Raw genomic sequence first — 25,499 nt, forward strand, 5'->3', positions numbered from 1 at the left:
GATAGAAGTGCGCCCGCCCCATGCGGGCGACGACCGACAAACGGAAAGGATGATGATTGATGAGAAGAACGTTAACCCGAACCGGAAGACTGACACTGGCGATGCTGCTCCTGTGCATGCTGCTGATCCCGTACGGCTCGGCCTTCGCGGCCACGCACCAAAGCAATTTCTACAACGTGCTCGTGCAGGACGGCGCTGACCCCTGGGTCTACAAGCACACCGACGGCTATTATTACTTCACGAAGACGACGGGCGGCAACGTGACGATATGGAAAAGCCCTTCGCTCACCGGCATCGACGCCGCGCCGTCCCGGGTCATCGAGACGGGCTGCTGCAACGTTTGGGCGCCGGAGATCCATTACGTTAACAACGCCTGGTACATCTACTACGCCAAGGATAACGGCGACAACGTCAACCACCGGATGTACGTGCTCGAGAACACGAACCCCGATCCGATGCAAGGCACGTGGGTGAACAAAGGACAAATAACGGACTCGACCAACAAATGGGCGATCGACGGCACCGTGCTGCAGACGGGCGGCCAGCTGTACTTTATCTGGTCCGGCTGGGAAGGCGACACGAACGTACGGCAAAACCTGTACATCGCCCGCATGAGCAATCCGTGGACGATCAGCTCGAACCGGACGGAAATCGCGCGCCCCGTCCACGCCTGGGAGACGAACCATTCTCCGAACGTGAACGAAGGGCCGCAAGTCATCGTGCGCGGCGGCGTCATCAGCCTCGTCTACTCCGCCAGCGGCAGTTGGACGAACGACTATTGCCTCGGACTCATCACGGCCAGCACCAGCAGCAATCTGCTGAACGCCGCTTCCTGGACGAAGCGCAGCCAACCGATCTTCAAGTCGGCGAACGGCCTATACGGCCCCGGCCATCACTCGTTCACGACCTCGCCGGACGGCAAGGAAGACTGGATCGTCTACCATGTCGCCAAGTACAACAACGCCGGCTGGAACCGGGAGATCCGCGCCCAGCGCTTCGGCTGGAACGGCGACAACACGCCGAATCTCGGCGCGCCAAGTCCGGCGAACGCGCCGATCGCGGTACCGTCGGGCGAATCCCAGCGGGTCCGTTATGAGGGCGAGGAGGGCGCGTTCGGCGGCGGCGCTTATGCTTCCGCGGATACGAGCGCCTCTGGCGGCAACAAAGCCGGCCATATCGATACGGCCAGCTCCTACGTTGACTATTCGGTCTATGCGGCGGCCGCGGGCGAATACGTGCTGTCCGCGCGCACGGCGAACGGCACGGCCGGCGGCGGCTGGTCGACGCTGAATCTGACGATCAACGGCGCGGCCGCGCCGCTCCACGTGACCAATAAGGGCTGGGAGAACTGGGGCACGTCGACCCGCCGCACGATGCTGAACGCCGGCTGGAACACGGTGCGCTTCGGCAAGGGAGACGGCTATGCGGAGCTGGATTTCTTCGATCTTACCCCTTACCTGCCGGCTGCGCTGACGGGAACCGTCTATAAGCTCATCAATCCGGCGAGCGGCAAGGCGCTGGACGTCTCGGGCGGCGGAACGGCGAACGGCACGAACGTGCAGATCTGGGAGGATAATAACTCCACCGCGCAGGAGTGGCGCATCGCGAGTCTAGGCGACGGCGCGTACACGCTCGTCAACACGAACAGCAATAAGGCCCTCGACGTTGCCGGCACCGGCACAGCCGACGGCACGAATGTCCACATCTGGCAGGATTACGGCGGCAATGCCGCCCAGCGCTGGGCGATCATACGTACCGGCGGGGCCTTCAAGCTGATTAATCCGAACAGCGGCAAAGCGCTCGACATCTCGGGCGGTTCCACGGCGAACGGAGCAAATGTGCAAATTTGGCAGGATTCCAATAACGCCGCGCAGACGTGGCAGTTGGTTCGGAAATAGAGGCAGGTCCGTTCCCGCTAGGCGTAAATCGGCAACAAGCAGCACAAAAAACGAGCCTGCGCGTCATGCGCTGGCTCGCTTTTTTGGGTGTGTGTATTTCCTCGTGCTCTCCGCTCAACCGCCTCTTAGCCGTTCTTGTACGCCATTGCTTTAAGCAGCACGGTAATTGCTTCGGCTCGCGTCGACTCGCCGAGCGGCGCGAACGCGCCCGCCGGTCCGCCCTGCATGAGGCCGAGCTGCTTGAGCGCGGCCGCGGCGCCCTTGGCCCAAGCCGGGATGCTCCGCTCGTCGGCGAAGCCTGCCGCCGTGCCGGTCTCGAGCGTCAGATCCAGCGCCCGGGCGACCATGACCGCCATCTCGGCGCGCGAGATCGCCGCGTTCGGACGGAACGTGCCGTCCGGCAGTCCGCTTAGGATGCCCGCTTTGACCGCACGGGCGACCGCAGCCTTGGCCCAGACGCCAATCTGTCCGACGTCCGTGAAGGCGAGCTGCGCTTCTTCGGCTTGCGGCTGCAGCGCCTTCACGAGCATGACCGCGAATTCCGCGCGCGTCACCGTCGCATTGGGCTTGAACGTACCGTCTTCATAGCCGCTTACAATACCGCCGGCCAACGCCTGCCGAATGCTTGCCTCCGCCCAATGACCGCCGATATCGCGGACTACGCGCCCCGGCGTCTCCGTCTCGGCTTGACCATCCGCGAAGACGGCGAATTTCGTGAAGTGGTCGACGCTTACCGTAATCCGGTTCCCGTCTACTTGGCCGCCTTCGACCTTTACCCATACCTTCACGACTTCGTCATAGTAGTACACGCCCGCTTGCTGCCCGCTTGGGATGCGCGACGGATCGAAGATCAGGCTGATCGTCACCGGCTTGCGGAACAGGTTCGGATCGTTCTTCAGCATTTCGAAGATTGGGCTGGCCAAGCTCGCATCGTCTCCGACCAGCTCGTCCGTGCCTGTTACTTTCTCGATCGTAATGGCAAGCTCCATACTTGAAGCGCCTGCCGGGACGGTCAGTTTCACCTCGGAACCTAAACTCACCTCGCCTGCTTGTCCGACGAGCAGCTTAAGTTGTCCGTTCGTCGAGCTGACCGTTTGAGGCGGCGACGTCGCGGTCGCCGTGCTCGAACCGCCGCCCGTGGATGTATTTTCTTGCGTCCACTTCGCATATAGCGTTGTGTCGCCGGTAATTGCCGTTGTGAACGCGAATGTCGTCGTCAACTCGCCGTTCATGTACCAGCCATCGAACTTGTGGCCCGCTTTTGTTGGCGCTGTAGGCTCCTTCGCCAAGTCGCCGTAATTGACTGTCTGGCTGCCCACTGACGAACCGCCATTGGTCTCAAAACTTACGATTTGCTTGTTCACCGTCCACTTTGCATACAGCGTCGTCTCTCCTGTTATCTCGGTCGTGAACGCGAAAGGCGTCGTCAATTCGCTGTCCACGTACCAGCCGCCGAACGTGTGGCCCGCTTTCGTCGGCGTTTGCGGCGCCGTCGCAAGCTCGCCGTAGTTTACCGTTTGACCATTCAACGCCGTGCCGCCGTTACTTTCGAAGCTCAATGCATACGCGTTGACCGTCCACTTCGCATACAGCGTCGTGTCACTTGTTATCGCGGTCGTGAACGCGAAAGGCGCCGTCAACTCACTGTTCGCGAACCAGCCATCGAACGCGTACCCTGTTTTCGTTGGCGCTTGCGGTTCCATCGACACGCTGCCGTAATTCACTGTTTGGCTGTTTACCGCTGTGCCACCGCTCGTTTCAAAGCTCACGGTGTGCTGGTTCACAACCCACTTTGCATACAGCGTCGTGTCGCTTGTTATCTCGGTCGTGAACGCGAAAGGCGTCGTCCATTCGCTGTCCGCGTACCAGCCGCCGAACGCATGACCCGCTTTCGTTGGCGTTTGCGGCGCCTTCGCAAGCTCGCCATAGTTCACCGTTTGGCTGCCCATCTGCGAGCCGCCGTCACTCTCGAAGCTCACTGTATAGGCGTTGACAGTCCACTTTGCGTACAGCGTCGTGTCGCTTGTTATCGCGGTCGTGAACGCGAAATGCATCGTTAATTCGCTGTCCGCGTACCAGCCGCCGAACGTGTGGCCCGCTTTCGTCGGCGTTTGCGGCGCCGTCGCAAGCTCGCCATAGTTCACCGTTTGGCTGCTCATCTGCGAGCCGCCGTTCGTTTCGAAGTTAATCGTGTAGACATCCAGGGTCCACTGAGCATAGAGCGTCACGTTCGCTGCTCCCATCGCGAAGCTCTGACCCGGCGCATATGCGGTGCCCGTGCCGTCCGCCGCGGTGTTCCAACCTGCGAACCCATGGCCCGTTCGAGCCAACTCGCCGCTATTGCCCGCCACGATGACGGTCGCGCCCTGCTCGTAAGCACTATCATCCGTCGGCAAGGTTCCGCCCGTATGTCCATTGCCGTTATAGTGGACCGCATAGGTCGGCTCGCTTACAACCTGCCGAACGCGAAAGGCAACGTCCGTCATCTGATCGGCGCGAACCGTGGCGATCGCTTCGTACGTGCCGGGAGACAATGCGTCGTTCGCTCTGACCGTGAAAGCGGTGGACGGCGTCGCTTCATTCAGCGTACTCGCCGCAGGCTGCGTAATCGTGAAGGCATCCGCGTTAGCCCCGCTCAGCGATACTCCCAGATTCGCCAGGATGCCCGTGCCGGTCCGCGTCAGCGTAACGCTCTTCGTCTCCTGGGCGCCGCTTCCGTACGATCCCTTCAGCTCCCGCATCGTCAAATCGCTTAGCGCGTCGATCGTATAGGTGGTCGGCGGGATCGTATATCGCATGACCACCGGCAAATCCCCGTTGGCGCGATCGGCATAAGCCGCATAAATGCGGTCGCCCTCGACATCCCCCGTTAAATAGGCGGCTGCGCCTTTGGAGAAACCGCCCGATCCGACCATCTCCCATTGTCCGTCGACATATCGCACGACCGAAGCTTTGGCACCTGTGCCTTGATAGATCAGTACGGGGATGCCCTGCACCACGCGCAATGAGGATGAACCTGAGGCGCCCCCGATAAAGGAGAGGTCCCCGACGCTTTCCCATTCGTTGCCGTTGAACTTCATGACAGCCAATAGGTACTTGTTGTCTGGCTGCACGTAGGAAACATATGGCGTGCCGTTCTCGACATACAAGGAAGGATAGCTGCCTCTTCCCGCGGCGGGGACCGGCGCGCCGACGTGCTCCCAATTGCCGCTGTCGACGTTGAACTTTCGGACGACGATTTTGTCGTCCAAGTAGCTCCCATCCTCATAAGCGACATAAGGAACCCCGTTGTCTACATGCAGCGAAGCCTGAAAAGCATACCCCGGCGTTATCCCCTCTGGAGGACCGAGAGCCTGCCACTCTCCGGCGAAAAACCGTTTGACGGCCAGCTTGCCGGTGCCAAGCTGCGAATAAGCGACGTATGGGATGTCGTCGTCGACGACAATCGAATTGTACGTGGCCATGCCAGCGGAAAATCCAGGCGCGCCAACCATCTCCCAAGCCGTTCCGTTAAACCGCATGACGGTTTCTTTGCCCTCGTTCGAAGGATCGGAGAACCCCACGTACGGGGTGCCGCCGTCGACCGCGATTTTCATATAAGTAGCCTTATCCGGCGAAAAACCGGGGGAACCGACGGTCACCCAATGACCGTCGACATATTTCTTCACCGTCGCTTTGCCGTTATGCTCGTAGTCTTGAAAAGCAAAATATGGCGTTCCGTCTTCGACAACGACCGAGGAGAAGAAGGTCTTGGCCGGCGATATTTCCCCGGGGCCCAGCGACTTCCAAACACCTGACGGATCCGCTATCCACCGCGCGTAGAGCGTCATGCCTGCCTCGGCCATGGCAAACGTCGATCCCGAAGCATAATTCGTCCCGGTGCCATCCACCGCCGTGTTCCAGCCCGCGAATTCGTAGCCGTCCTTCGTCATCCCTCCGCTGTTCCCGACTACGATGACGGTATCGCCCGCGCCGTAGCCGACGGCATCCAGCGGCGCCGCGCCGCCCGTGCTGCCGTTGCCGTCATAGACAAGGTTGTATGTCGGAACCGGCGTAAACGCGATGTTCGGCTTATCGGTCAGCAGCTTGCCGTCGACCGTCGCGTTAATGACCCCCGTGCCCGCCGAAGTCGGGGCGGTTATCGTTGCCGAGTAGGTACCATCCAAATGGTCGGTAATGGCGCCGACCGTCCCCATCGTCGAGGTGATCGCAATCGCCGCGCCGCCCGTTGACATTAAGGTTCCTTGCGCATCATAGACGGTCAACATGATATCCGTCTGGTCGACGCCGTTCGCGTTCAGGCTTGATTTCGCCAGTCTAAGTTTGCTTTTCGTCGGCGATGCCGAATAATCCGGCATCATATAAGTTCGAAAAGCAAAATCGAAAGTAGCGCCTTGTCCTTTCCCTCCAGGGTACGCATTGCCCGTCGCGATGGACCACGAGAAGCCCACTGATGAATCCGTGCTGCTGCCGAACTCCGTCGATACCGCGAGCCTGTACTCCACTCCTTTATCTAGATAGGGGGCGGTATCCGAAAAATCGACCGTGTTCCAGCCCGTGCTCGTGGCCGCGGTTGACCTCCCCTCCGCGAGAACGGTTGAAAGACTCGATTCTTTATAGAGCTTCACGATAATTGCCCCCGGATTGCCGCTCTTGGTAGCCATATGCAGCTGTACATGGTCGAACGTCCCGCTAATTCCCGGCGTGAAAGTTTGATATTTGACGGCGTGCGTGTTCATCCAGATGTATCCGCCCGTCGTTGTTTCCTGCTTCTGATCCAGCAATGCCGTCTCCGCCGCGTAGGCGTAAGGCCCCGCTAAGCTCGTCATCATGATAATCGCCAGCGCGAAGGCAACCCATCGCGCCATAAATCCCCTTTTATTCATCAAACTCCGCTCCTCTGTCTTCGCTTCTCTATGCGTTCGCTCGTTCATTCCGTTTACATGGCGGTCATGTCATCTGTCTGCGTAATAATCCTATTTATAATAGATCAATCCTCCCTCTATCTCTATACCTAGAAAGGAGTATCTTTCTAGATTCGCACCTGTGCCGAGGCACAAAAAAAGCCGACCCCGGTTTCCCGGAATCAGCTTGCGCTCGTTTAAGACTTAGGCGGTATTTTCAGCTTGGTGCCGACCTTGACGTCGTCGCCGTCGCCCAGCTTGTTATAGGCCGCGATCTTCTTCGCGTAGCTGTTGGACCCGAAATAGGTCCGGGAGATGCTGTACAGCGTCTCGCCTTCTTTCACCGTGTGCACGACGGCCGTGACCGAGGAGGCGGGCTTGTCCGCGCTGCTCGAATCGCCGCCTTGGGATTTCGACGGCGCCGGGATTACGATGACGCTTCCGGCCGTCAGCTCCGCGTCCTTGCTCAGCTTGTTGCGCGAGGCGATGTCGCCGACATGCGACTTGGAACCGTAGAATAGCTGCGAGAGCCGATAAAGCGTGTCGCCCTTGCGAACTGTGTAGGAATACGGCAGCGCCACCTTCGAGTAGTCCGTCGTCGCGGGCTTGGCCGTCGCGACCGGCTTAGCCGTCGTCTGCTCCGGCTCATCGTCGGCGCTCTCGACGTCGGTCTCCGGTTCGTCCGCAGTCGACGTCGGCGTCTCTTGGGCCGCGTTCCCGGCCTCGCCCGTATCGCCCGCGTTCGCGCCGTTCTCCGAACCGTCCGCCGGGGATTCGCCGACGCCGCCAAGCCCCGCGTTCTCTCCGGAACCGATCGCCGCATTGCCATCCGTGCCGCTATCGCCGCCCGACGGCGCCGAATCCGCGCCGTCCTCATCCCCCGTGCCTGCCGCTTCTTCCCCGCTGCCTTCCGCCTCCGCATCCGCCGACGGGTCGTTGGCCGCTCCGGCATCCGCTGTTTCTCCGCTCTTGCCGACCGTCTGCTGCAAGACGTCCTCGGGACCGTTCGGCGATAACGTCAAGGTATATACAAGACCGCCGAAAATAATCAACGCCAGGAAGCATACGAGGATCATTTGGGGCGGGGCAGGCGTTTTGTTCTTCTTGCTCCGCGCCGATCTCGGCTGGAGGCCGCTGCTTGGCTGATTTGCGTTCAACGTTCAATCATCCTTTCCCCTAGTAAATCGCTTCTCTAGACATTATTCTACTATATTTGCCCCTCGCGAATCGAATCGCCCGAAAAATCAGGCCGCAAGCCCTAGACGAAGCCGAATGCAGCCTGCTATTATGCTGCTAAATAATGGTATAATAGCCGCATTAGAATCGACGAGGAGGACGCTGGGCATGAGGCTTGGAATAGGAACGGCGGCGCGAGGCGATCTCGCCCGGTTCGCGCGGATCAAAGGAACCCGGCCGCTCGTGGCCGGCATGTTCTGCTACGGCATCGGGACCGGCATATTAGCCCCGATGAACGCCATTTATTTGCGGGAGCAGATCGGACTCGCCAAAGGCGAGATCGCCGCCGTCTTCGCGATCGCGCTGCTGCTGAACATGGTCGTCACCTTAATCGCGGGAATTTACGGCGATCGCATGCGCAATCGCAAAATGCTCCCGCTCGTCGCGGCCGGAGCTTGCATGGCCGGCTTACTGCTGTACATGCGCGCGGACGGTTTCGGGTCAGCCCTTGCGGGAATGGCCTTGGCGACTTCGCCGTCCGGGCTAATCCTCGGCCAGCTGTACGCCTTGGCGAGAAGCCGCTTTACCCGGGAGGCGCCGGATCTCGTCGAGATGGCGCTGCTCTGGCTGCGCGCGACGTTCAGCGTCGGCTTCTTCGGCGGGCTGCTGCTGGGGGCGAATCTGTACTTGGTGACCTCGTTTCACGGGGTGCTGTGGGGCAATTTGGCCGGCTACGCTTGCTTGTTCGTTCTACTTGCACTCTACAAGCCGGCCGAGGACGAAGGGATCAAGCCGGCGATCAAATCGGCTGGCGAACCGTTCTCGGCGTGGATGCTCGCCGCGCTGCTGCTGCTCGGCTGCGGAGACGCGATTCGCGGATTGTATTTGCCGCTCGTGGTCAACCAACTGTTCGGGCAGGCGGAGATCATGTCCTACTTATGGAGCGTGCAGGCCGTATTCGAGCTGCTCTTCATGACGGTGACCGGTTATTGGGCCATGCGCTATGGGAGTAAACGCATTATCCTGCTGGGGAGCTTGTTCGGGCTTATCAGCTATATCGCGTACGCGAGCGGCCCGCCGCTGCCGCTGTTTTTTCTCGTGCAGCCGCTGCATTCCTTCTATGTATCCATCTTCTATGGCGTAGCGATGGGCTACGTCCAGCGCATGTTCATCTCGCGCGCCGGCTTCGGCGCCAGCTTGTACGTCCTCATCACCCAGGCGGCTACGATGGTCGGTTACGTGTTCCCGCTCGTCGTCCGAGGCATCTCGCCGTCGATCTTCCTCATCGCCGTGGCGCTCGTCCTGGCCGCGATCCTCTGCATGGTCAAGAGCGGGCTTGGCGGACCGGGCACTGGCGCTTCGCGGGAATTAAAGGCGTGAACCGAATAGCACGTCATCCCGGCGGATTAGTACCGCTAATGAATCCATTGATTACGACGATTGATTACGGTGATGACGATTACGATTTCGATTACGGTTATGTCGATGACAAGGATTCCCGCTCCGACGATCGCGACTAGCCGGTCGCGCACGCCTCGTCTCTCGGTCCCCGGCACTCCCGCGAGGCAAGCTCCGCCAATCTCCATTCACCTCCATGCGAAGCAATGCCGTCAGGTTAAGAGGGCTCCGCCCTTTGACCCGAGATTTGTTACCGCCTCCCCCTTCCCCCTCCGCCGAGGGGAACCAAAGCGTGTGCTTCCGAAGTGCGTTTTCCTTTGAAAACGCTCAGGACTCCCTTTTTCGTGCTGTCCCACTTGTTCGCGGTCGGCGATTGGGCTTGAGCGGGGCACGCTTTTGTCCTGACGGACAAAGCTTCAGCAGGTTTTGAAGTCCTCCTAAGACTTAAGCCTATCAACTAACGGCCCTAGTTGGCTTCATCCGACGTTTTTCCTTAACCTGACAGAATTGCCATGCGAAGAAGGGGGAGCCGGCAGTCGCCGGCTCCCCCTTCTTTACCTCATCATTGTCGCCCCTTAGGCTCGCTCGCGATCGTGAAGTCGACAAAAACAGCCACCGCAATGCGGCATGTCTCCCTTTTGCTACTCGATTCGCTTCTCTTCCTCGATAAGCGGCAGCCGCACGGTTACATCCGTCCCGCTACCGTATTCGCTCTCGACCGTCATTTTGCCGCCGAACTGCTTCACGATTTGGTAGCAGACGATCATGCCCAGCCCCGTCCCCGATTCCTTCAGCGAATAGAACGGCGAACCGATCCTCTCCAGCTGCTCCGGCGTCATGCCGACGCCCTCGTCCTTGACCCGGATGACGGCGCTGTCCCCGTCCGGCATGCAGCTCAGCTCGATCTCGCCGCCTTCGGGCATCGATTCGATCGCGTTCTTCAGCAAATTAATAACGAGTTGGCCGAATTGCTGCGGGTTTACGCTTGCCTTGCACGCCGGATACGCGAGCGTTCGTATCGAGACGCCCTGATTGGCCACATACGGCTGCATGACGTTGGCGGCCCGGTTCAGCTCGTGCGCCAGTTCCGCGATGCTCGTTTGGGCCGAAGCCGGCTTGCCGAAAGAGAGGTAATCGCCGATGATCGCGTTCGCCCGGTCCAATTCGCCGATCGACAGCCGGATGTACTGCTTTTTCTTCTCCGATAGCGACGGATCGTCCAGCAGCTGGAGGAATCCGCGCGTCGCCTGCATCGGATTGCGGATTTCGTGCGCGAACAGGCTGGTCAGCGCGCTAATCGTCCGCAGCCGCTCGGCTTCCATCCGCACGAATTGGACCTCATGGACGAAATCGTTCAGCCGTACCGCGACCCACGTCGTGAGCAGCACGCACAAGAGCTGGACCGCTTGAACCTTCAAGTTGTCGAGCGCGAAACCGCGCAGCAGCGCCGACCATCCGATGCCCATGAGGCAATAGAAGCCAGCCAGCGAGCAGGCGATTAGCATTCTGCGCCGCAAATCGCCTTTCAGGAACGCTTGACGAAACAGCACCATGGGCGGAATGCCGCACAGCGCCGTAAGCATCGTCGTATAGAAACCGACGTCCAGTCCCAAGTATAGACGAAACAATAGCAGCAAAGCCGTCAGCGAAAGCCCCGTACCGATTCCGCCGTAGAGGAAGCCGAGCAGCAGCGGGATAATGCGGATATCGAGCCTGAACTGCATCCCGTAACCGACCGGGAACGTCATGCACGCCACGAGCGCAATGCCCCACAAGACCGTCATGATCGCTTTCTTGTTCTTCTCCCACGGCATCTGATGGCCGAAGACGGGCATCGCGATCAGCGCGACTTGCAATAAAAAATCTTTAATGACGTTCATCGATCCGGTTGACCTTCCTCATGTTGTTCTCGTGTTCCGCTCATTCCGCCTGCTCCATCCATACATCCTTGAAATCGATCCACCCGAGCGCGTTCAGCCGCACGACTCCGCGCACCGACGGGTGAAGCAGCGTGTTCAACCTGCGGTGGTAGAGGAACACGACGCACGCTTCTTCACGCAGTCTGCCCTCGATATCGCGGAAAATCCGGCGGCGCGCGTCCGGTGTGTCCGCCGCGAGCGCCTCGTCGATCCGGCCGTTGATCCACGCCATGCGTTCCGGGTCCAAGTAGCGCTTCAGCGTGGCGGACTCGTGCTCGTACGTCTCGATCTCGCACACCTCGTCCTCGGCGAGCACGATGTTCATCAGCGTGCCGTCCGCGCCCTCGTCGAGCGCGCCGCAAATGCCCCCGGATGGCACGACAAGCTCCGTCCGTATGCCCCAGCGGCCCAGCCGGTCGCATATCCAGCGAGCGTCACCCCGATGCTTCTCGTGAATCGATAGGCGGAAGGGCTCGCCGTCGTAACCGGCGCCTTGCAGCGCGGCGCGAATGTCAGCCTCGCCGTAGGCGGTCGGCTCGTAAGCGCTGCTCGTCTCGGGACAGAATCCGTAGGCCGGCATCGCCCGGTCCCCGCCGATCTCGGCGATTAGAGCGCCGGCATCGAGAATCATCCGTACGGCTTGGCGGAATCGTTCGCTCCGCTGCGGCCCCGAACGACCCAGGTTCATGCTCAACATGGTGCTTCCCCTGCACAGCTGCTCGATATTCTGCCAGTCATCCGTTGCTTCGCTATACGGATCGGCATCCGCGCCATGCCGGTCCGCCGGCACGCCGAACGATTCGGAACGGCAATAATCCGGCATCACGATCATGTCGACGCGGTCGAGGTAGGGGCGGCCATGAAAATAATCCGGATTCGCCTCCAGCCGGATCCGGAACGGCGTGCCCGGCGCGAGACGGAACGGCCCCGTTCCGGCCGGCTGCCCCCGCCATTCGCCTCCCCCTAGCGTTCCGCCCGATCCGTCTTGCACGATGGAGGCGGCCGCCGAACAGACGAAGCGGTCGAAGATCCGGTTCGGCCGATGCAAGCGGAACCGGACGACGAGCGTCCCCGCCGTCTCGATTGCCGCGACGCCGCGCATGAGCCAACGGTTGCTCGTGGCGCCGCGCAGCCGCTCGAACGTGTAGCGGACGTCGGCCGACGTCAACTCCCGCCCGTCATGGAACCGTACGCCTTTGCGCAAGTAGAAGGTCCACTCGGTCGCGTCCGCCCCGGACGTCCAATGATGCGCGAGCCCGCCGACGATCCGCCTGCCGTCCGCGTCGAAATGCAGCAGCCGGTCGAACACTTGGCGAATGATCTGCGCGTCCATGGCGTAATAGAGCTCGGCCGGATCGAGCGTGCTCGTCTGCTGGTTAATCGGGAAGACGAGGGCGTCCATCGCCCGGCCTCCTTCGCCGCGCGCCTCTTTGCGATAGCCGAACTGCCCGTTCAGCCAGGCCAGGAAACTCTCCCGCGTCTCCGCGCCTTGCCCGTGCGTCTCCAGCAAGTCGAATGCTTGCTTATAATCCCCGCTCTCCGCCTGCCCGCGCGCGATCTCGAGCAGATAAGCTTCTTGGTCTCGTCGAAAGACGATCTGCGACCGGTTGCCTCGGCCAAGGCCCGGCCGCCACTCGATCAGCCCCTCTTCCTCCAGCTTCCGCACGATGAGCCGCGCGTTGCGCGCCGTGCAGAACAGCGTCTCCGCGACTTCATCCAGCGTCGCTTCGATCGGCATGCCGGCTGCGGACCCCGGCGAGAATCGGTTAAACAAAGTCAAATAACGTTCCGTCGTCAATAGCTGCACGGAGAGCCCTCCCACGCATACGAGTCGTTCCTAAAAGAGGAAGTCTATTGACGAGAGTATACATGGTTAATCCTCTTTTGAACAGTACATGATTCGGGAACAAGGGCGACGCGCTTTTATTCTTCCTGCGGACTCCATATGGCGGAATGCTTCTTCCCTCTTTTGATCACCGTCTTCCGCGTCGCGATGCCTTTAGGCGCTTTTGACCGCTTGACTGGCCGCTTCGCGGCGATCCGCTTGCTTGGCCGTTTCGCCACGATCCGGCCGACGCCCGCCGCCGATCGGATGCTGCCCGTGAAGAGAGCCCGCTGGATCTCGGATGCGAGCAAATTGAAATAGCCGCGCGAAGGGTCGGCAATATTCAAATCGTGGACCGGCCCGACAATATCGGTCACATTGAAATCCGTTAATGGATTTTTAGACTCCAGCGCGCCCGTTACGCCGAGCGCCAAATGCTTGTTCGCGAGCGTGTAGGCAAACAGCAGCACCGCATCCAAGTAGGAGAACCATACGCTCGTGCCTTGTCGTATCCCATCCGCGACCCCCGCGATCCTCGGCGCGTTGTTGAACGCGCCCGTCGTCGTGAACGCATCGGACGGCAGCGCGGCCGCCATGCAGTACCAGAACGTCAGCACATTGGCGTTGGGCTGAGCCCGGATGAAGCGTTCCGCCGCCTGCGCGCCTACGAGACAGCCCAAGGAGTGCGTGATCAAACCGGCATTGCGGAACGTTTGGCCAGCCATTCGGTTAAACATCGGCAGCAGCGCGCGGTCGGCGGTGACGATCGCCCGCCGCTCGAACTCCTTCCACATGACGGCCAGGAATAAATCGGGGCTCGAACCGGTAATCGCTTGGCCCAATACGGTCGCTAGGGCTCGCCGGATGATCAACTCATCCTCGCCTTCGATCTGCGCGTCGTAGGCGACCAGATAAATGTCCGCATTCGCCCTATAATTGGGACTATTCGCGAATACGGGGTTGAACATGCGGGCATTGATCTCGAAGTCTTCGTAAAAGAAACGAGCTTCCTCCGCCGTTCCGCCCCTTCCCGCGCCATGAATGAAGATATAGGGCCAGCGATTGGCAGGAAAGTTGTGCGTGTTCGGATTAATTTGCACCACATCCGGACGCTGGGTCCTTAACCAGATCGCCGCCTCCGGATTTCTGTAATGAAACACCCGCGGATTCGGATCCCTTTGGATTTGCCGGGCGATCCGGCGGAACACTTGGTCAATGGTCTCCACGGGGAGCACCTGATTCTGAATCAAGATGCGCATGGCCGTCGTCTGGTACTGAATCGCCCGATTCGCAACCCGCACGCGAATGCTATCCACCGCTCTCGCGCAATCCCCGACGCGCCGAAGAATGAAGTCAACGTCCTGTACGGTGTTGTCAATTAGCGTCGTCGTGGCGTTCGTCACGTCGTTTATCGCGCTCTTGGCGCGCCTTTCCAATCCTCCAAGGTTTATCGCCATCTGCGTCCCTCCCTTTAGAAAACGTCATCTGACTATATTCGGGCGCTGGCTTATTCTACAACCTGGCGCGAATGGGACAGAAGTGACGTGGTAAGGGGAGAACGGCAAAAAACCGCAAATCTGCGGCTTTTCGCGTACGCTCTTCCATGATTATTCCGTTCACAATTCCGCGACTCGCGGCCGACGGCAAAGCCCCCCGATCACGGAGACTTTCGCCAGCGCCGTCCTCCATGCGGACAACCAAAGCCTGCCGTACTAAGCCCGGCCCTCGTAGCGGAACTCCGCGAAATCAGCATGACTGCCGCCGGTGCGGTACATGTCGTGCGCGCCGATGCCGATGAAGTTGCCGGTGAAGCCGCCGGACAGAAAGTCGATCGCGAGCTCTTCGCCGAGCGGCTGCCAAGCTTCGCCGTCCGCGCGGCAGCTGAACCTCGCTTGAATGCCGTCCGCTTCCACGGCGAGGCTAACCTCCCCGTCGCCCGGCACCAAGATAACATCCGGCAGCAGCGTGAAGACGTCGGCCGCGCAGCGCATGAGCCGGACGACGCGGCCTTGTCGCTCGTCATGCGTCACGCAGGCGTACACGTAATTCTCGTCGTTCAAATAGAGCAGCAATCCGGCCATTTGCAAATAGGAGGACGGCGCGTAATCCAACGTCGTCTCCGCCCGGAAGGAGATCTCCGTCTGGCGGATCGCCACCATATGATGCCGGAACAACGTCTGCGGCGATTCGCCGGCGATGATTCTGAGATAGCCCGCACGCGCCGCAAGGGAGCACCAGCTCTCGTCCTTCAGAATCCGCAGCGTGTTCCAATTGTTGTGCAAGGATGGCCCGTCGAAGCGGTCTTCGAACAGGGAAGGCGCATGCGCGGAGGACGGCGCATGCGCGTCTCCCGCAGGGGCAGGCGTCTCGAGCAGCGGCAGCGTTCCGCCGCCATGCAGGCGGAGCCAGCCGTCCTCGGTCCATTCCACCTTCTGGATAGCGGTCTCCCGGCCGAGTATGGCGTATTTCCCGTCCACCGGCCGCGTGCATAGATGCGCCATGTACCATTCGCCCTCCGGCGTCTCGACAAGGCTGCCGTGGCCCGCGCATTGCAGCGGCCAGTCCGGCGTGTCGCTCGCGGTCATCATCGGGAATGCCGGGTCGACCTCGTAAGGCCCCGCCAGCTGGCGGGAACGCAACACCGTCACGGCATGGCCCGTACCTGTCCCGCCCTCTGCGGTGATGAGGTAGTACCAGCCGTCCCGCTTGTAAATATGCGGCGCCTCCGTCTTCGCCAGGTGCGTGCCGTCGAACAGCCTCACCGGCTCGCCGATCAGCGCCTGCCCGATCGGATCGTATTCCTGCATGACGATGCCGGCCGACTTGTTGCTCGTCTCGAGCCGGTAATCCCAAATCTCGTTCAGCAGCCACTTGCGGCCGTCATCGTCGTGGAACAAGGACGGATCGAAGCCGCTGCTGTTCAGATAGACAGGCGCCGACCATGGGCCGTCCAGCGACGTGGCGGTAATCAGGTAATTGTGGCTGTCCTTGAAGGGACGCCGCGTGCTCTTCACGTCGGTATAGACCAGATAGTAACGTCCCTCGTTCCAGCTTAGCTGCGGCGCCCAAATGCTGCCGTTCTTCGGATTGCCGCGCAGGTCGACCTGGTCCGTCAGCAAATCCGCTCGATGCGTCCAGCTGTTCAAATCCGCGGATTCGTACACTCTCACGCCGGGCAGCCACTCGAAGGACGATACCGCGATGAGATACTTCCCTTCCGCGCGCAGCATGTAAGGATCTGGATTAAAGCCGCGCAGCACCGGGTTGGCGATCACGCCTCTTCCTTCCGCGGCTTTCGCGATGCCCGCGGCCGTTTGCTCGTTCATCTCGCTCATCCCTCTCTATTCTTATTTAGAAATGCGCTGTCCCGAAATAGATCGGCAGCCTCCAACCCAGCCGGTATTCGGTCCGAGCGCAGGCCGAAGTCGTCATTCCCGTGCGGAGCATTCGCGAGTCGTTCGGGCACCGCGGCTGCGCTTGGCAGACGATGTCGATCCGGAGGCCCCGCATTGGCGGTACGCTCATCCAACCGGCCGTCCGTTCCTTCGTCCGAACGCCCGGATGACGCATCGAGGAGCGAGCGGCAGCCGAATTCCCGATACCTCGCGGCGACGCGGGCATGCGGCTTCTCCCAGTCGTCCCAGCGATCCGGATGGAGCGGCGCACCGTACAAGCAGCCAACGTAATCGGTCTTCGCCGCCTCCCGCCACGGCCGGCCGAGATAGATCTGCGCCGCGCCTTCCTCCGCCGTCAATAGACAATCGCGGAACACGTAGCCATGCTCCCCGCCGGCCGGGGTGGAAGCGGCCGTGACATACACGGGTCCGCCGCCGAGCCGCTTGCGCGCATGAAGCTGGCAGCGCTCGAACAAGGCCGTCGCCCCGCCGAAAATAAAATCGACCGTGCCTTCGATCCGGCAACCGATGTAAAGCTGGCGGCAGCGCGAATGCCGCTCCCGAATCGGGATGCCGCCGAAGGGCTTCCCCTCGGCCGACGTCTCCGGGAGCGGACCGGTGCACAGCGTATCCTGGCAGCCCAGGAACGCGCAGTTCCGGAATACCGCTTCGTCGCAGTGGGCGTACAGCGCCACCGCCTGGCCGACGAGATCGCCGCAGCCGGCGGCGTTCTCGACCGTCACGTTCTCCATCTCGATCCGGCTGCCTCCGAGGAACAAGGTCGCCGTGCCGAACGTGCCGAGCGGCTCGCCCCGCTTATCCGGCTGCCGGGCCGATAAGCGGCCGCGGATCACCACCTTGCCGATCCCGACGATGCGAAGATCCGAGCGGTAGACGCGAACATTCTCCTCGTAGACGCCGGGCAGAATCGTCAGCGTGTCCGTCACCGCAGGCGTCCGGCGTTCCAGCTCGTCGACCGCCGCTTGAATGGTGGCGTAATCGCAGCCGGGATAAGGCCCTACAAGCATAAAGCGCCTCTCCTTCCTTCTCGCGCGGCTCCCTGTCTATAGATGCTCCCGCAGAAACCGCTGCCAGCGCGCACGCATCTCCGCCGTCTCCCGATGGCCGCCGCCTCCGACGATCGACTGCCAGTTGTCTGCTGCCCCCGCTTCCGCGTAGGCTTCCCGAAGCCCCGCGTCCAAGAGCCTCACGCCTTCGAGCGGGCAGAGACGGTCGCTCCGGCCGTTCAAGCTCATGCGCGGCCTCGGCGCGATCAGCCGCTGAATATCGAGCGTTGCGAACGATTGCAGCAGACCGGGCACATAGGAATACAGGCCATGATGGTCAAGACCGCGTTTCATGATCAGCGTCTCCGCCTCCACTTGGCCGCAAATATCGACGACGACGCGGATGCGCGTATCAAGGGCGGCCAGCCACCAGGCCATCAGCCCGCCCATCGACATGCCGAGCGTGCCGATGCGCGACGCATCGATATCCTCGCGGGCCGCCATCGCGTCCACAAGACGGAGCGTATCTCCGACCATCAGCCCCCACAATACTTGGCCGCGCCAGAGCAGCTCCTTGAACAATTCGCTCTCCGTCCTTCCGCCGCGGTCGCCGAACAGGCGCATATCCATGCAGCATGCCGCGTACCCCATCCCCGTCAGCGCTTCGGCGTACGAGGGCTGCTGCAAATATGAGCCGCTCGCGCTCATCTCGCGCCGACCGCGCTCATAGTCCCCGCCGTGCGAATGGTTCACGATGACGAGCGGGAACGGCCCGTCGCCTTGCAGCGGCAGCGCCAGGTCAATCGGGGCAAACTCGTCATCGCCGACCTCGAGCAGCAGCGTGTCGAGGCGATAATCAGCGCGCGTCTCGCTGCGCAGCAGCTCAAGACGCGGCCCCGGCTGGCCGCCTTGATTCGGGGCAGCCGGCTCGTCGTGCCCTTCCGATCCGGCACCTCCGCTCCAATCGCCCGGCCGCTGGCCAGATCGGCCCGCGATGCCGAGCAGCCGCAGCAGCTCTGCCCGCCGGCTCAAGACGGCTCCCCGCCGCCGGCACCTTGCGAGCCCGCCGCGATCTCCGCTTGCGTCGCTTCAGCCGCGATGCCGCCGCCTGTTTCCTCGGCCCGCTGCACGAGCGGCTCCGGCTTGCGCGTCCGCACGGATCGGCAGCCGTCCAGCTCCACGCCCTCGGCATGCTCCAGATAGAAGGCCGGACCGTCGTGATCCTCCACCGTCACCTTGCTGAACCGGATATCCCGCACGTTGCCGAGATAGAAGCCGCGCCGGCTCATCTTCGGAATGCCGTCCATCATCGCCGGGTATTCCGGCTCGGGATCCTGCGCCATGGAGATGTCGATGTTATCGAACGTGATCTCGCTGATATACTGCTCGGCGAGGCCATATAGGAAGCCGGCCGACGCGCGCACGCCCCGGGCGGTGATGCCGCTGAAGTGAATGCGCCGGAAGCAAGGCGTCTCCTCCGTAACGGGATATGGATTTTTGTCCCAGACATATTGGTCCTTGCCTTTGGGCCCGCAGAAGTAATACAGCTTCAGAATGAACGGGCAGATGACGTCCTCCATCACGACGTTGCTGACCCGGATGTCTTCCACGATTCCGCCCCGCCCGCGCCGCGACTTGAGCCGGATGCCGCGATCGGTGCCCATGAAGATGCAGTTCGAGATGGCAACCCGGCGAATGCTGCCGCTCATCTCGCTGCCGAGCACGACGCCGCCGTGTCCGTGCACCATCGTGCAGCCCGTGATCGTGATATTCTCGCACGGGATCCGGTCGGCCGTATCCTCCGTACCCGCCTTGATCGCGATGCAGTCGTCGCCGACGTCGATATGGCAACCGCTGATGCGCACGTTGCGGCACGACTCGGGGTTGATGCCGTCCGTGTTCGGCGAATCCGCCGGGTTATGGATGCTCAAGTTGTCGATCGTCACGTCCTCGCACTCGATCGGATTGACCGTCCAGCTCGGGCTGTCGACGAGCGTGAGATCGCGCAGCGTCACGCGACGGCAACGGTCGAAGCTGATCAGCTTCGGACGCGGAAAGGCGAGCGCCTCCCGCCGCTCCCGGTGCAGCTTCCACCACGGCTCGCCGCGGCCGTCCAGCTTGCCGAAGCCGGTCACGGCGACGTTCGTAAGGTCCGACCCATAGATGCACGACGCGTAGACCGGACGCCGGACGCCCTCCCAGCGGGAGTCGACCGGCGCGTAATCCGCCGGATCGGTGCTGAACGCGATGACCGCGCCTGGCGACAGATGCAGCTCGACGTGGCTGCGCATGCGGATCGGCCCGCTCAAGTAAGTGCCGGCGGGCACGACGACCATGCCGCCGCCAGCCGCGGCGGCCGCTTCGATGGCGGCCGCGAACGCGCCCGTCGCCGGCGCTTCGCCGCCGGAGACCGCGCCGTAGTCGGCGATATTGTAGATCGTCATGCTTGGCCGGCCTCCCCCGCGGGCATCGGCACGGATCGGCCGTGCTCGTATTCCGCGCATGCCTGCAGGAACGCGCCGACCCCCTTCAGATCATTCGCGATAATCGGTTCGCTGATATAATACGCGTACGTCCCGTCGCGGCGGTCCGCGCCGCCGAGCCCCGCCACCATGCAGTTCTTGTTCAGGTTGACCCAGCCTTCCTTCGTCTCCAGCACGAACTCCGCGATGAGCCCGGCGAAGGCATGCTCCAGCGTCTCGTTCCAATGCGAATCCAGCACGCCCAGACGCAGCCCTTTGGCGATGGCCAGCACGATCATCGACGACGCCGACGCCTCCAGGTAATTGCCTTTGCGTCCTCCTTGGTCCAGCACTTGATACCAGACGCCCGAATCGGCGTCCTGCACGCCACGCAGCGCCGTCAGCGCATCGCGAAGAATCCGCTCCAGCTCGCCTCGGTCCTGATGGCTCTCCGGCAGCAGCTCCAGCACGTCGGCCAGCGCCATGACGAACCAACCCATCGAACGCCCCCAGAAGCACGGCGACAAGCCGGTCGCCGGATCGCTCCACGGCTGCTCGCGCTTCTCGTCCCAAGCGTGGTAGAGCAGCCCCGTCCGCGCGTCGCGCGTATGCTTCTCGCACAGGATGAACTGCTTCGTCACGTCGCCTTGCCCTTCGCCGTTCTCGAACGTCAGCAGGTAGTCGAGATAGAACGGCGCGCCCATATACAAGCCATCCAGCCAAATTTGATACGGATAAATCTGCTTGTGCCAGAATGCGCCCTCCGACGTGCGGGGATGCGTGCGCAGCTGCTCGCGAAGCGACGCCGCGGCCAGCTTATACTTCTCCTCGCCCGTCTCGCGCCACAGGTCGATCAGCAGCTTGCCGTTATTGATATGGTCGATGTTGTATTCGTCCGCCCGGTAGCCGCGAACGGTGCCGTCCTCGCCGACGAACGCGTCCATGTTGTCTTGGATGTAACGGAAATACCGCTGCTCGCCGGTGAATTTCCACAACTGCCGGAAGCCTCGCAGCACGACGCCGTAATCGTACGACCATTTGCCGTCGTAGCCTTTGCCCTCGTCCAGGCGCGGCGTGCGCGCCATTACCGTCTCCGCCGTGCGGATCGCCCATTTCGATCTCTCCATGATAACCTCCTCGTTCTCGTAAACAGGTCCCGCCGCGCCCATCGCAGCCGCGGGCGGGCAGGACCCCCTTCATTACGTCGTCTTCAGTTAACCTTGCACTTTGGCGTAAGCCGCTTCGTATTCGCTGACGACGCTCGCGCCGCCGGCCTTCTTCCAGCTCTCGATCGCCGCCTTGAAGTCGTCCAGCGTCGCTTTGCCCAGAATGTACTTGTACGTCGCGTCGGTAATGATCTTCTGCAGCTCGGAGCCCTGCGAGGACCATGTCGGCGCTTCCAGCGAGTAGAACGGGTTCAGCACCGCGTAATTCGCGTTGTCCGCGATCAGCTTGTCGGCCTCTTTCTTGAGCGGGTCCGCGTCGTGAATCTTGTAGCCGACTTCCTTCGGCCGGGACGCGGCGAACGGCTGCACCTCCTGCTGCCACAGATCCGTGTTGCTGATCGTGACGGCTTGCTCGGCATCCTTCGTATAGTGCGTGCCTTCGATGCCGTACGTCATGAGGGCGTACGCCTCTTCGCTCATCAGATCGTTGACGAATTGCAGAACGCGCTTCAGCTCGGCTTCGTCCTTCACCTCCGAGCGAGGGAACGAGAGCAGGCCTCCGATTCCGTTGTTGCCGCTCCAGATCGCGCGCTGCTGGCCCTGCGCCGTCATATCGTTCACCATGACCAGCTCCATGTTGTCCTGCACGCCTTTAGCCATGTTGAGCAGGTTCTTGCTGTCGAACAAGGCGCCGACGTAGATGCCCGCCTTGCCTTGGGCGAACTTCTGCTGCTGGTCCGTCTTGGCCGTGACCGCGAAATCCTGGTTGATATACCCGTTGTCGTACAGCTGCTTCATGTAGTTCATCGTATTGACGTAGCTCTCGGTTTCGAACTCCGCGATCGCTTTGCCGTTCTCTTCCTTCCAGATATTCGGCGTGCCGAAATAGGAGCCGAGCGTCTTGAACGCACCGAACACCAGATCGCTGCGGTCGACGAAGCCCGTCGTATCCTTTTGCCCGTTGCCGTCCGGATCCTGCTCCGTGAACGCCTTGGCGACGTTCATCAGCTCGTCGGTCGTCTTCGGCACCGGCAAGCTCAGCTTATCCAGCCAATCTTTGCGGATGACGACTCCGTTGCGGGCCATCGCCTTCTGGAACGGAATGCCGTACAGCTTGCCTTCGATCGAGGCCGAGGTGCGCGTATCCGGGGAAATCTGCGCCAAGTTCTCGAACTCGTCGAGGAACGGACCGACGTCCCAGAACATGCCGGATTTGAGCGCGCTGCGCACCGACGAATTGTCCAGAATCGTCAGCGTCACGATATCCGCCAGCGAGTCGGAGGCGAGCGACGTGTTGATGCGCTCCTCCTTCGACGCGTCCGGCACCCAGGAGAAGGTCAGATCGGTATTGGTCAGCTCCTCGATCTTGTTCAGCACCGTATCGGTCGGCGGCGAGGCGGTATGCAGGATGTTCAGCCAGGTGATCTTGGCCTTCTCGGCTTGCTTGTCGTCCGCGTTCGCGCCATTCGCCCCGTTATTCGACTTGGCCGGCTCGGCCGAGTTCCCGTTGCCGGCCGAATTACCGCCGTCGCCGCAAGCGCTGAGCAGCATCGCGCCGCCGAGCAGCAGGGCCGCCGTTTGCTTCCACGTTCTCTTCGTCATTGTTCCATTCCCCCTTGATTGAATAAGCGCCCTTATGTCATGTCATGCCGTCGTAGTCCTGCTATCTTCCTCCCGCCAGGCGTCGGCCATGTTGTCTTGGTTAAGATTAAAACATTGAGGCCCGGCCTGCGGGTTGAATTCGAGGCGTTCACGCTCGGAAGCGAGCCTTTCCCCTTAGTACACGCCGTCCTCGCCCATCTTCTTCGCCAGCTTGTTGGCGAGGATGACGAGAATGAGGCCGACCAGCCCTTTGAACAAGCCGACGGTCGTGCTGTAGCTAAGCTGCCCGTTCTTGAGGCCCGCCGTGTAAATGTACGTATCGAATATTTCCGCCACCTCGCGGTTCAGCGAGTTGAGCAGCAGATACATATGCTCGAACCCGAGGTCGAGCGTGCTGCCGATCTTCAGAATAAGCAGCGTGATGATGACCGGACGAATCGCGGGCAGCGTCACGTGCCACATTTTCCGCAGACGCCCCGCGCCGTCCATCTCCGCCGCCTCGTACAGCTGCGGATCGACGACCGTGATCGCCGAGATGAAGATGATGGTCGACCAGCCGAGCTCCTTCCAGATGATCTGGCCGATGTACATCGTGCGCAGCCACTCCGCCGAGGTAAGGAAGTTGATCTTGGCGAAGCCCATGGCGGCCAACAGCTCGTTGACGACCCCGCCGTCCACGGTCAGGAACACGTAGCAGATCGAGACGATGATGACCCAGGAGAGGAAGTGCGGAATGTAAATGATCGTCTGCACCGCGCCTTTGAAGAACCGATGCCGGACCTCGTTGAGCATGAGCGCCAATATAATCGGCAGCGGGAAGAAAAAGACGATGTTCATGAAGAACAACACGAGCGTGTTGCGCAGCAGCATCCAAAACGTCGGTTCGGTGAACAGCCGCTCGAAATGCTTGAAGCCGACCCACGGACTATCCTTGATGCCGAGGAAAGGCTGGTAATCCTGGAACGCGATGACGAGTCCGCCCATCGGCAAGTACTTGAACGCGATAAAAAATAGGAAGCCGGGCAGTATCATCAGATAGAGCAGCTTGTTGCGCCGGATCTCCTTCCACGGGATGGCGGCTCTCTTCTTGCGGATGCGGGCAGGCGAGAGCGAGACCTGCGGCGCGACGGTTTCCTGCATTCGTAACTCCTCCTTGTAAGCGCTGCCGTTCATGTCCTAAGCGTAGAGCGTAAGCGGCGTTCCGTACATAATCATTTGAACACGCACCGCCGCGCAGCCCGCCGTTGCAACGTTTCGGACAAGCGCATCTGGGCTGATGACAACCGCCTGAGCTCATGATTATCGCCCTCAGGCCACCCTCGCCGCCCCCTGCAAGTCCCGCTAGAGGAACACCTCGGCTGCGGATTATATACGGAATGCGAGCGGCTTGGTACAGTCGAGATATCTTACATCCCAAGGAGGACAACCGCATGTCGACATCTCGCAAACGATCGTCCGCGGGCAGCCGGCTGTTCCACGCCGCGAACAATACGGCTTTGACGCTGATCGCCCTCATTTGCCTGGTCCCGTTTCTGAATGTATTCGCAAGCTCGTTCGCATCCACGCAGGAGGTCGTCGCCAAGAAGTTCATCCTATTCCCGACGACGTTCTCGCTCGACGCTTACCGGTACGTGCTCTCCACGCCGACCCTGTTCAAGGGACTGGCCGTCTCGATCGGCGTCACCGTCGTCGGCACGGTCGTCAGCATGGCGCTCACCGCCCTCATGGCGTACGGCCTGTCCCGCAAATATTTGTACGGCCGCGATTTCATTAATTTCGTCGTCGTCTTCTCCATGCTGTTCAGCGGGGGGATGATTCCGACCTTCCTCGTCGTCAAATATTTCGGCCTCATCGATTCGTACTGGTCGATGATCGTGCCCGTGGCGGTCAATGCCTTCAATCTGATCATCATGCGCAACTTCTTCCAGGCGCTGCCGGAAGGCTTGGAGGAATCGGCCAAGATCGACGGCTCGAACGACTTCGGCGTCTTCTTCCGCATCATGCTGCCGCTGGCCATTCCGTCAATCGCGACGATCTCCCTGTTCTATGCGGTCACCTATTGGAACACATACATGAACGCGATTCTCTACATTATGGATTCCGCCAAGTGGCCGATCCAGGTACTCCTGCGCCAGATCGTGCTCGTCTCGAGCGGCATGCAGGCCGAAGGCACCTCGGTCGACGTCATCCCGCCCGCGCAAACGATCAAGATGGCCGTCATCGTCGTCGCCACGCTCCCGATGCTGATCGCCTATCCGTTCGTACAGAAGCATTTTGTGAAAGGCGCGCTGATCGGGGCGGTAAAAGGGTAGTGGCGCTCCCCCTTACCCCCGCCGTAATGCTGTCAGGTTAAGAGGGCTTCGCCCTTTGACCCGACTTTTATTGCTCCCTCCCCCTTCCCCCTCCGCTGAGGGGAACCATAGGGCTTTGCCCTCTGGACTCCCTTTTTCGTGCTGTCGCACTTGTTCGCGGTCGGCGGTTGGGCTTGAGCGGGGCACGCTTTTGTCCTGACGGACAAAGCTTCAATTGGTTTTGAAGGCAATCCTAAGTCATCAGCCTGTCAACTATGGGCCCCGGGTGGCTCACCGGACGTTTTTTCCTTAACCTAACAGCATTGCCCCCGCCGAGGGGAACCAGAAGGTTGCCCCTTTCGAGGAAAGCCCGCTAGTCCTCCGGACTGGCTCTTGTTCGAGCTTCGTTCGTTACGTTTTGCCTTGGGTAGTGTCCTGTAGGGGGATGGGGCTTGA

At 61.1% G+C, this 25,499-nt stretch carries 15 protein-coding genes and 1 pseudogene; 4 read left to right on the forward strand and 12 right to left on the reverse strand.

Annotated features, from left to right (window positions below; translation table 11 throughout):
• Positions 1–101: 101 nt before the first annotated feature.
• Positions 102–1,454 (forward strand): annotated as a pseudogene (locus tag BCM02_RS08840) (family 43 glycosylhydrolase); the annotation flags it as partial.
• Positions 1,455–1,469: 15 nt separating this feature from the next.
• Complete coding sequence (locus BCM02_RS35905; RefSeq protein WP_281288159.1) at positions 1,470–1,898, forward strand: RICIN domain-containing protein; 429 nt, start codon at positions 1,470–1,472, stop codon at positions 1,896–1,898.
• A gap of 125 nt (positions 1,899–2,023) precedes the next feature.
• Here BCM02_RS35905 and BCM02_RS08845 read toward each other — a convergent pair whose 3' ends face one another.
• The gene (locus BCM02_RS08845) at positions 2,024–6,784 is read right to left on the reverse strand and encodes an InlB B-repeat-containing protein (protein ID WP_187434086.1); all 4,761 of its coding nucleotides are present in this window, start codon (positions 6,782–6,784) and stop codon (positions 2,024–2,026) included.
• Between the two features lie 215 nt (positions 6,785–6,999).
• Positions 7,000–7,959, reverse strand: coding sequence for a LysM peptidoglycan-binding domain-containing protein (locus BCM02_RS08850; protein ID WP_148928675.1), 960 nt, complete (start codon positions 7,957–7,959; stop codon positions 7,000–7,002).
• A gap of 187 nt (positions 7,960–8,146) precedes the next feature.
• On the opposite strand from BCM02_RS08850, the gene BCM02_RS08855 reads away from it, so the two are divergent.
• Entirely contained in the window at positions 8,147–9,358 is a 1,212-nt protein-coding gene (locus BCM02_RS08855) for an MFS transporter (protein WP_148928676.1), read from the forward strand.
• A gap of 659 nt (positions 9,359–10,017) precedes the next feature.
• Here BCM02_RS08855 and BCM02_RS08860 read toward each other — a convergent pair.
• The 10 genes from BCM02_RS08860 to BCM02_RS08905 form a co-directional block, all read right to left on the reverse strand.
• Positions 10,018–11,256 (reverse strand): sensor histidine kinase, encoded by a 1,239-nt coding sequence (locus tag BCM02_RS08860; RefSeq protein ID WP_148928677.1) that lies wholly within the window; start codon positions 11,254–11,256, stop codon positions 10,018–10,020.
• Positions 11,257–11,296: 40 nt separating this feature from the next.
• Positions 11,297–13,102, reverse strand: a complete 1,806-nt coding sequence (locus BCM02_RS08865) for an ABC transporter substrate-binding protein (RefSeq protein WP_187434087.1) — start codon at positions 13,100–13,102, stop codon at positions 11,297–11,299.
• 116 nt (positions 13,103–13,218) lie between these two features.
• Complete coding sequence (locus tag BCM02_RS08870) at positions 13,219–14,577, reverse strand: hypothetical protein (RefSeq protein WP_148928679.1); 1,359 nt, start codon at positions 14,575–14,577, stop codon at positions 13,219–13,221.
• A gap of 255 nt (positions 14,578–14,832) precedes the next feature.
• Positions 14,833–16,446: a glycoside hydrolase family 43 protein gene (locus tag BCM02_RS08875; protein ID WP_148928680.1), complete on the reverse strand. Its 1,614-nt coding sequence runs from the start codon at positions 16,444–16,446 to the stop codon at positions 14,833–14,835.
• A gap of 5 nt (positions 16,447–16,451) precedes the next feature.
• On the reverse strand, positions 16,452–17,543 hold the full coding sequence (locus BCM02_RS08880) for a pectinesterase family protein (protein WP_148928681.1): 1,092 nt from the start codon (positions 17,541–17,543) through the stop codon (positions 16,452–16,454).
• Between the two features lie 36 nt (positions 17,544–17,579).
• Complete coding sequence (locus tag BCM02_RS08885; RefSeq protein ID WP_148928778.1) at positions 17,580–18,404, reverse strand: dienelactone hydrolase family protein; 825 nt, start codon at positions 18,402–18,404, stop codon at positions 17,580–17,582.
• A gap of 146 nt (positions 18,405–18,550) precedes the next feature.
• Entirely contained in the window at positions 18,551–19,966 is a 1,416-nt protein-coding gene (locus BCM02_RS08890; RefSeq protein WP_148928682.1) for a glycoside hydrolase family 28 protein, read from the reverse strand.
• Positions 19,963–21,111 (reverse strand): glycoside hydrolase family 88/105 protein, encoded by a 1,149-nt coding sequence (locus tag BCM02_RS08895; protein ID WP_148928683.1) that lies wholly within the window; start codon positions 21,109–21,111, stop codon positions 19,963–19,965. The genes BCM02_RS08890 and BCM02_RS08895 overlap by 4 nt, the downstream gene beginning before the upstream one ends.
• An 87-nt stretch (positions 21,112–21,198) precedes the next feature.
• Positions 21,199–22,752: an extracellular solute-binding protein gene (locus tag BCM02_RS08900; RefSeq protein WP_148928684.1), complete on the reverse strand. Its 1,554-nt coding sequence runs from the start codon at positions 22,750–22,752 to the stop codon at positions 21,199–21,201.
• Between the two features lie 174 nt (positions 22,753–22,926).
• A complete protein-coding gene (locus BCM02_RS08905; protein ID WP_281288161.1) occupies positions 22,927–23,784 on the reverse strand; it encodes an ABC transporter permease in 858 nt (285 codons plus the stop codon).
• Between the two features lie 398 nt (positions 23,785–24,182).
• Between BCM02_RS08905 and BCM02_RS08910 the strand changes: the two genes are divergently transcribed.
• The gene (locus BCM02_RS08910) at positions 24,183–25,064 is read left to right on the forward strand and encodes a carbohydrate ABC transporter permease (RefSeq protein WP_148928686.1); all 882 of its coding nucleotides are present in this window, start codon (positions 24,183–24,185) and stop codon (positions 25,062–25,064) included.
• Positions 25,065–25,499 lie beyond the last annotated feature (435 nt).

Source organism: Paenibacillus methanolicus, assembly GCF_008124765.1.
In the GTDB taxonomy this organism is placed as follows: Bacteria; Bacillota; Bacilli; order Paenibacillales; family Paenibacillaceae; genus Paenibacillus_Z; species Paenibacillus_Z methanolicus.

What these genes read in the sequence shown, in the direction of transcription:
- BCM02_RS08845 (WP_187434086.1), bottom strand. Translation starts at nt 6,784, where the DNA reads ATGAATAAAAGGGGATTTATGGCGCGATGGGTTGCCTTCGCGCTGGCG.
- BCM02_RS08855 (WP_148928676.1), top strand. Translation starts at nt 8,147, where the DNA reads ATGAGGCTTGGAATAGGAACGGCGGCGCGAGGCGATCTCGCCCGGTTC.
- BCM02_RS08860 (WP_148928677.1), bottom strand. Translation starts at nt 11,256, where the DNA reads ATGAACGTCATTAAAGATTTTTTATTGCAAGTCGCGCTGATCGCGATG.
- BCM02_RS08870 (WP_148928679.1), bottom strand. Translation starts at nt 14,577, where the DNA reads ATGGCGATAAACCTTGGAGGATTGGAAAGGCGCGCCAAGAGCGCGATA.
- BCM02_RS08875 (WP_148928680.1), bottom strand. Translation starts at nt 16,446, where the DNA reads ATGAACGAGCAAACGGCCGCGGGCATCGCGAAAGCCGCGGAAGGAAGA.
- BCM02_RS08880 (WP_148928681.1), bottom strand. Translation starts at nt 17,543, where the DNA reads ATGCTTGTAGGGCCTTATCCCGGCTGCGATTACGCCACCATTCAAGCG.
- BCM02_RS08890 (WP_148928682.1), bottom strand. Translation starts at nt 19,966, where the DNA reads ATGACGATCTACAATATCGCCGACTACGGCGCGGTCTCCGGCGGCGAA.
- BCM02_RS08895 (WP_148928683.1), bottom strand. Translation starts at nt 21,111, where the DNA reads ATGGAGAGATCGAAATGGGCGATCCGCACGGCGGAGACGGTAATGGCG.
- BCM02_RS08900 (WP_148928684.1), bottom strand. Translation starts at nt 22,752, where the DNA reads ATGACGAAGAGAACGTGGAAGCAAACGGCGGCCCTGCTGCTCGGCGGC.
- BCM02_RS08905 (WP_281288161.1), bottom strand. Translation starts at nt 23,784, where the DNA reads ATGATACTGCCCGGCTTCCTATTTTTTATCGCGTTCAAGTACTTGCCG.
- BCM02_RS08910 (WP_148928686.1), top strand. Translation starts at nt 24,183, where the DNA reads ATGTCGACATCTCGCAAACGATCGTCCGCGGGCAGCCGGCTGTTCCAC.